A 6,646-nucleotide genomic window follows, 5' to 3' on the forward strand; every position below is an offset into this window, starting at 1 on the left:
TGGTGCAGCTGCTGCGCCTCCCACTCCAGCCGCTGCATGACCCACTCCTGGGCCAGCGCCATCGGTGAGGTGTTGCGGTGCGAGGCGAGCTCCCTGAGCTGCTCGTTGGCGATCGCCGGGAGCCGCAGCTGGTAGACCTCCGGCTGGAACCGCCGGCCGGACCCGGTCGTCTCCGCGTCCCCCTCCGGCGCCAGCGCCGCCAGGTAGGACTCCAGCTCCCGATCAGGCGCCGGCTCCACTACATCCGCGACCTCGGTGCGGTGCCGCCCCTGGTTGGCGACCTCCGCCCGATCACTGTCCTTGCTTCGCGAGAAACGCACCCGCACACGATAACGAATCGGTAGCGCCCCCGCCTCCCCTGTGCCCCACACCACACCCCCACCCAACCACCCAATCGGCCTAACCCCCTATCACGCCAAAAACAGCCGAGGCTCCCAGCCCCCAGCCGCCAGCTCCCACACCGATAATCGTCCCCACCCCGCCCGCCGCAACCGGTAGCACCGTGGGGGGTTTGGGGGGCTCGGCCCCCCAATGCGATGTCGGAGCGTCCCGGTCCGCTCATTCCGCGGACAAGCGTCCCGGAACGCGGAGAGGCCCCCGCGCCAGGGGGAGGAACGCGGGGGCCGGAGGGGATCTCCACAGGCGCTGACCGGGGGTGTGTCAGCAATGTTGATTGTTGCACGAGGTTGGGCCTGGGGGGAGAGGGTCGCGCCGAAAAAATCTCGATAACTGTTCACCTGACGGCGGCGCTTGATCTCAACTCCCCACGTCGACCGGAGGGGACCGTTCAGACCACCAACTGGTACCCCGCATGCGCTATCGCCGACTCGACCAGATGGTCGCTGAGCTCGTCGGTGCTTCCGACGGTCACCTCACCGGTCGCGAGGTTCACCGCCACGTCGGTGACTCCGTCCATCCCGGACAGTTCGCCCGTGATCGTCTGGGCGCAGTGCTGGCAGGTCATTCCGATGACTGTGTACACGTTGTAGATGGTGTGCATAGGCACGGATGGCGTCCTCTCTTCCCGTCTCCCTAGGGAGTTGTCGGAGTAGGCCCCAGAGGGCTTGAGGTCGCCGGCGTCCCCCACACGTGTACTTCGTTGCCAACCCGGCACAGCCTGATCATGACGGTCCGGATTGCCGGAATCACGATGTGTCAACGAAAATTGGACAAGTAGTGCGGGAGCGGGCATAAACCGGGCGGTTCGGGCGGTGACCGGTCCGGAGATTGCCGGTCACCCTTCGTGGCGGAGCGGGCCACACCGCCGCCCCTGGTCATCACACTTGCGTCCGATCGGGTGATTGCCCGCCTACCCACCCGGACCAGCGAACATGCGGATTCCGAAGATCCCTTGACTGGTCACTAAACGTGCGGTCATGGTTCACTCGAGAGGGGGCTGCGGGAGACCGCCAAGGTCTCATACCCTCACCGCCAAACCAGAGCCGGGGAGGCACCCATGAGCGGGCCTGTAGAAGTACGTCACTTCCTGTTGCAACAGGAAAGCATCGACTCCGGCTCGTCCTTCTCCGGAGTGCCGGCGCAGCGCACCGGCGACACCGCCCGGGTCTCCGACGAGCAGGTGCGCCGGGCCCAGCTCGCCGTGGCGCGCGGGGCGCTGAGCATCGGGGACTGCCGGGAGCTGCTGGAGATGCTGGGGCTTGTGCCCGGCGAGGACGGCGTCCCGCCGGTCCGGCGATAGGGGGGTCACGACGGGGTTCGGGAAACCCACTTTGGAGGAGCACCGGGACGTGCCCTATGCTTTCGGTGCTCCTAGCGGGCAACCCGGGCTCCCATCGTCTAGCGGCCTAGGACTCCGCCCTTTCAAGGCGGCAGCGCGGGTTCGAATCCCGTTGGGAGCACGAAGACAAGCAAGGCCCAGTGGCGCAGTTGGTTAGCGCGTCGCCCTGTCACGGCGAAGGTCGCGGGTTCGAGTCCCGTCTGGGTCGCGCGAAACCTCCGGGGACGTATGTCCGCGGAGGTCGCTTTGGTTTGATGTGGTGCCTGGCCAGGTAGCTCAGTTGGTACGAGCGACCGCCTGAAAAGCGGTAGGTCGGCGGTTCGACCCCGCCCCTGGCCACCAGTCTTCGACAGCCCCTGCCCGGGATGGGCGGGGGCTGTTTGGTCAGTCCCACCAGGCGGCCCAGGTGGGTGACGGTGGGGCCGTCGCAGTAGGCGAGGTGCTCGCGGACCGGCTTCGGGGTGGGGCGGTGAGCGCCAGCTCGACAGTGTCGCCGGTGAGCAAGACCGGTTCGGCGCCGTGGCGGTGGCGGAGGATCGCGGTGTGGGGGCCGGGCATCGGGTAGTCGTTCCAGCCGCCGTAGCGAGGACGGCAGGGACCCGCCAAGGGCGCGAGGTCCGGCCGGGCCGGCCCGGCCGGCCGGGCGCCGTGGCCGGCGAGGTCGGCGGCACCGTCGTCCGGCACCGGGTCGCCGGGGAAGTAGCGGTGGGCGAGGCGGCTGGGTGTGTCGTGGTCCATCAGGACCGGCCACGGGCCCGTTCGGGGGTATGCCGCGCGCAGCTGCCGCCACCGGGCGAACCCGGTGACGGTGATGCCGGCGGGGGTGACGAACACGGTGTGCCGGTCGGGCGCGGCCATGGCAGCGCAGGGTAGCCGTGGCCGGGCCGGGTGGCGACGTGACGCTCGTCTAATGGGGACCTGGCGGCAAACCGGATGGGCGGTGGAAAAATGTCTGTCCACTCGGGAACAGTCGATTGTGGGCAATGCGTGACGGAGTGTCCACTGTGGGCATTGATCTGGCCGGGATGTGGCCACTCGGGGCGGGTTTTGGCGAGTATTGCAAGCAATCGGTGAAATTTGCATCCTGGTACGAACGGGTGAAGCCCGTTTGGCGCAGGGGTGTCGGCCGGCTGGCCGGTGTGTGGCATTCTCGCTGGTAGCGGCCGATATGGGGGGTCCGGCAGCTAGGGTGTGCCCGCCCCCCTAAGTGGTGAAAGTTACTTCTTACTGTGCGTGTAACGGTCCTGGGGAGGCGAGCGAATCAGGTAACGCGGCAACGGCTCGGCAGCGCAGTCAGATCCGTTGCGGAGCAATGCCATTGTCGTTGGGCTACGGGGACGCCCACGGATCGCGCATACCCACACCACGGCTGACCGAGGGCGTATACACGATGAGTAACCAGGTCGGGTCCCCGCGACGAAGATCGGCTCGTTGGTCGAGCCGCCGCGCGCAGGGTCTCTACCGTCCGGGGGATTCGACGGCGGCGCTGGCGGGCTGGGAGCCCAGGTACCGGCGTTCAGTGATCATCAGCGACGTGCTGTGCATCCTGGCGGCGGTCGCCGTGGTGGGCAGCCTGGTCGGCGCCCAGAGCGGCATGGCGACCACCAAGGTCGCGGTGCTCGGCGCGATCACGGCCGGGGTGGTGCTCTGCTCCCTGGCCATGAACCGGGCCTGGAACCTGGTGGTGCTCGGGCAGGGCGCCGAGGAGTTCAGCCGGCTCGGTCGCGGGCTGTTCCTCGCCGACGTCGCGCTCGGTCTCGCCGGCCTGGCCTTCAGCATCTCGACCATGCGGCCGTGGGTGTTCCTGGTCGTGCCGGCGATGGCGCTGCTGGCCTTCCCGTCCCGCTACGTGCTGCGCAAGCTGCTGCACCGGGCCCGCAACGACGGCCGGTGCCTGCTTCCGGTGCTCGCCGCGGGCGCTCCGGGCTCGGTGCGCGACCTGATCGAACGCACCCGCAAGAACCCGCACATCGGCTGGCGGGTGGACGCGGTGTGCACCGTGGACGGGCGTGGCAACGGCGCGGGCGAACTGGACGGCATCCCGGTCGTCGGGGAGCTGGACAAGATCGCCGACCACGTCCGGCGTGGCGGCTACCGGATCGTCGCGATCACCGCGGACGCCTACTGGACGCCCAAGCGGCTGCAGCAGCTGGCCTGGACGCTGGAGGGCAGCGGCGCGGAGATGGTGGTCGCGCCGACCCTGATGGAGGTGGCCGGCCCCCGCCTGCACATGACCGGCGTGCTGGGGATGCCCCTGTTACGGGTCAGCGCTCCGGCGTTCACCGGCGGGCGGCGGGTGGTCAAGGACGTCTTCGACCGGATCTCCTCCGGGCTGCTGCTGCTGTTGATGGCTCCGCTGCTGCTGCTGGTCAGCCTGGCGGTCCTGGTCGACAGTCGCGGTCCGGTGTTCTACCGGCAGCGCCGGGTGGGCAAGGACGGCAAGCACTTCACGATCATCAAGTTCCGCACCATGATCCGTGACGCGGACCGGATGCTGGCCGAGCTCAACGAGCGCAACGAGGGCGCCGGCGTGCTGTTCAAGATGCGCCGGGACCCGAGGGTGACTCGGGTGGGCGGGCTGCTGCGGCGCTACTCGATCGACGAGTTACCCCAGCTGTTCAACGTGCTCGGCGGGTCGATGTCACTGGTCGGCCCGCGCCCGCCGCTACCCGAGGAGACCGCGCGGTACGGGCCGGACGTGCGGCGGCGCCTGCTGGTCAAGCCCGGCGTCACCGGGCTGTGGCAGGTCAGCGGCCGCAGCGACCTGTCCTGGGACGAGGCGGTCCGGCTGGACCTGCGCTACGTCGAGGACTGGTCGCTGGCGTTGGACGCCGTGATCCTCTGGAAGACCTTCCGTGCCGTGCTTTCCGGACAGGGAGCTTATTGATGACCACCTGTAGGTTGTGCGGCTCGACCAGCCTGGCCAGCGTCGTGGACCTGGGCGCCACGCCGCCGTGCGAGCTGTTCCTCACCGCGGAACGGCTCGACGAGCCCGAGATCACCTACCCGCTGCATCTGCGGGTGTGCACGGACTGCTGGCTCGCCCAGTTGCCGCCGCTGATCACCCCGGAGGACACGTTCACCGAGTACGCGTACTTCTCGTCGTACTCCACGTCCTGGGTGACGCACGCCCGGGACTTCGTGCTGGACTCGGTCGCCCGGCTGGGCCTGGACAGCGGGTCGTTCGTGGTCGAGGTGGCCAGCAACGACGGCTACCTGCTGCAGCACGCGGTGACCGCGGGGATTCCGTGCCTGGGCATCGAGCCGTCGGTCAACGTCGGCGACGCCGCGCGGGGCAAGGGCGTGCCCACGCTGACCGCCTTCCTCGACCCGGAAACCGGCGCCGCGGTGCGCGCGGAGCACGGGCCGGCGAACCTGGTGGTGGCCAACAACGTCTACGCGCACATCCCGGACGTCATCGGATTCACCAAGGGCCTGCGGGCGATGGTCGCCGACGACGGCTGGGTGTCGATCGAGGTGCACCATCTGCTGGCGATGATCGAGCAGAACCAGTACGACACGATCTACCACGAGCATTTCCAGTACTACACGGTGGCTTCCGCGCAGCGGGCGCTGGCCTCCGGTGGACTGTCCCTTGTGGACGTCGAGACGATTCCGACGCACGGCGGCTCGATCCGGCTGTGGGCGCGGCCGGCGGAGATCGCCGGGCCACTGAGCCAGCGGGCGGTGGACGTGCTCGCCCAGGAGAAGGCGGCCGGGCTGCACGAGCTGTCCGGCTACGCCGAGTTCGGCCGCCGGGTCGCGGGCGTGCGCCGGGATCTGTTGCGGTTCCTGGTCGACGCCGCCGAGCAGGGCCGGACCGTGGTCGGCTACGGCGCGCCGGGCAAGGGAAACACGCTGCTCAACCACTGCGGCGTCCGGCCCGACCTGCTGCCCTACACGGTGGACCGCAACCCGTACAAGCACGGGCGGTACACCCCGGGCACCCGGGTCCCGATCCTGCCGCCCGAGCGGATCGCCGAGGACCGGCCGGACTACGTGCTGGTGCTGCCCTGGAACCTGCGCCGCGAGCTGACCGAGCAACTGTCCTATGTGGGCGAATGGGGCGGACGGCTGGTCTTCCCGATCCCCACGCTCGAGATCGTCGAGGTGAGCCCGTCATGAAGGTCGTGCTGTTCTGCGGAGGGCTCGGCATGCGCATGCGCAACGGGCCGGACGACGACATTCCCAAGCCGATGGCACAGGTCGGGCCGCGGCCGCTGATCTGGCACGTGATGCGCTACTACGCCCACTTCGGGCACACCGAGTTCATCCTGTGCCTCGGCTACGGCGCGCAGCACATCAAGAACTTCTTCCTGGACTACCGGGAGACCCAGTCCAACGACTTCGTGCTGCGCGGCGGCGAGGTGGAACTGCTCGGCACCGACATCGGCGACTGGACGATCACGTTCGCGCAGACCGGAATCGACTCGGCGATCGGCGAGCGGCTGCGCCGGGTGCGGCACCACCTGGACGGCGAGGAGATGTTCCTGGCCAACTACGCCGACGTGCTCACCGACGCCCCGCTGGACGACATCGTGAACCGGTTCGCGGCCAGCGACGCGGGCGCCTCGATGATGGTCGTGCCGCCGCAGTCGTCGTTCCACTGCGTGGAGATGGGCGAGGACAACCGGGTGGGCGGGATCACCGCGGTCAGTGAGATGCCGCTGTGGGAGAACGGCGGCTACTTCGTGCTGCGCCAGGAGATCTTCGACCACATCCCGGAGGGTGGCGACCTGGTCGCCGACGGCTGCGGCGAACTGGCCAAGCGCAACCGGTTGCTGGCCTATCCGTACCGGGGCTTCTGGAAGCCGACCGACACCATCAAGGAGCGGTTCGCCCTCAACGACGCCTACGACCGCGGCGAGCGGCCGTGGATGCACTGGGAGAGAGTGGCTTCCTGATGAT

7 protein-coding genes and 3 tRNA genes are annotated in these 6,646 nt (G+C 68.9%); 7 read left to right on the forward strand and 3 right to left on the reverse strand.

The window, feature by feature from the left end:
• Both VFO68_RS12725 and VFO68_RS12730 read right to left on the reverse strand, forming a co-directional pair.
• Nucleotides 1-320: hypothetical protein (locus tag VFO68_RS12725; RefSeq protein WP_325158452.1), on the reverse strand; the 320-nt coding region annotated here is incomplete at its 3' end.
• A 467-nt stretch (nucleotides 321-787) separates the two neighbouring features.
• Nucleotides 788-1,000 carry a heavy metal-associated domain-containing protein gene (locus VFO68_RS12730; RefSeq protein WP_325158457.1) on the reverse strand — a complete coding sequence of 71 codons (213 nt, stop codon included), beginning with the start codon at nucleotides 998-1,000 and terminating at the stop codon, nucleotides 788-790.
• Nucleotides 1,001-1,456: 456 nt separating this feature from the next.
• Between VFO68_RS12730 and VFO68_RS12735 the strand changes: the two genes are divergently transcribed.
• The 4 genes from VFO68_RS12735 to VFO68_RS12750 all read left to right on the forward strand — a co-directional run bounded on the left by VFO68_RS12735 (nucleotide 1,457) and on the right by VFO68_RS12750 (nucleotide 2,080).
• On the forward strand, nucleotides 1,457-1,699 hold the full coding sequence (locus VFO68_RS12735; protein ID WP_325158453.1) for a hypothetical protein: 243 nt from the start codon (nucleotides 1,457-1,459) through the stop codon (nucleotides 1,697-1,699).
• An 87-nt stretch (nucleotides 1,700-1,786) separates the two neighbouring features.
• Nucleotides 1,787-1,859: transfer RNA gene (locus VFO68_RS12740), tRNA-Glu, on the forward strand.
• Nucleotides 1,860-1,872: 13 nt separating this feature from the next.
• Nucleotides 1,873-1,946, forward strand: a tRNA-Asp gene (locus tag VFO68_RS12745).
• Nucleotides 1,947-2,003: 57 nt separating this feature from the next.
• Nucleotides 2,004-2,080, forward strand: a tRNA-Phe gene (locus VFO68_RS12750).
• Between the two features lie 42 nt (nucleotides 2,081-2,122).
• On the opposite strand, the gene VFO68_RS12755 is transcribed toward VFO68_RS12750, so the two are convergent.
• Nucleotides 2,123-2,596 carry a hypothetical protein gene (locus VFO68_RS12755; protein WP_325158454.1) on the reverse strand — a complete coding sequence of 158 codons (474 nt, stop codon included), beginning with the start codon at nucleotides 2,594-2,596 and terminating at the stop codon, nucleotides 2,123-2,125.
• A gap of 511 nt (nucleotides 2,597-3,107) precedes the next feature.
• Here VFO68_RS12755 and VFO68_RS12760 point away from each other — a divergent pair.
• Genes VFO68_RS12760 through VFO68_RS12770 form a run of 3 tightly spaced genes read left to right on the forward strand, consistent with a single transcriptional unit; the run spans nucleotide 3,108 to nucleotide 6,642 of the window.
• A complete protein-coding gene (locus VFO68_RS12760) occupies nucleotides 3,108-4,625 on the forward strand; it encodes a sugar transferase (RefSeq protein ID WP_414635494.1) in 1,518 nt (505 codons plus the stop codon).
• Nucleotides 4,625-5,863 carry a class I SAM-dependent methyltransferase gene (locus tag VFO68_RS12765; RefSeq protein WP_325158455.1) on the forward strand — a complete coding sequence of 413 codons (1,239 nt, stop codon included), beginning with the start codon at nucleotides 4,625-4,627 and terminating at the stop codon, nucleotides 5,861-5,863. The genes VFO68_RS12760 and VFO68_RS12765 overlap by 1 nt, the downstream gene beginning before the upstream one ends.
• Nucleotides 5,860-6,642 (forward strand): glucose-1-phosphate cytidylyltransferase, encoded by a 783-nt coding sequence (locus VFO68_RS12770; RefSeq protein WP_325158456.1) that lies wholly within the window; start codon nucleotides 5,860-5,862, stop codon nucleotides 6,640-6,642. Before VFO68_RS12765 ends, VFO68_RS12770 begins: the two co-directional genes overlap by 4 nt.
• The last annotated feature ends 4 nt before the right edge of the window (nucleotides 6,643-6,646 follow it).

The organism is Actinophytocola sp., from assembly GCF_035712165.1.
Classification (GTDB): domain Bacteria; phylum Actinomycetota; class Actinomycetes; order Mycobacteriales; family Pseudonocardiaceae; genus DASYTH01.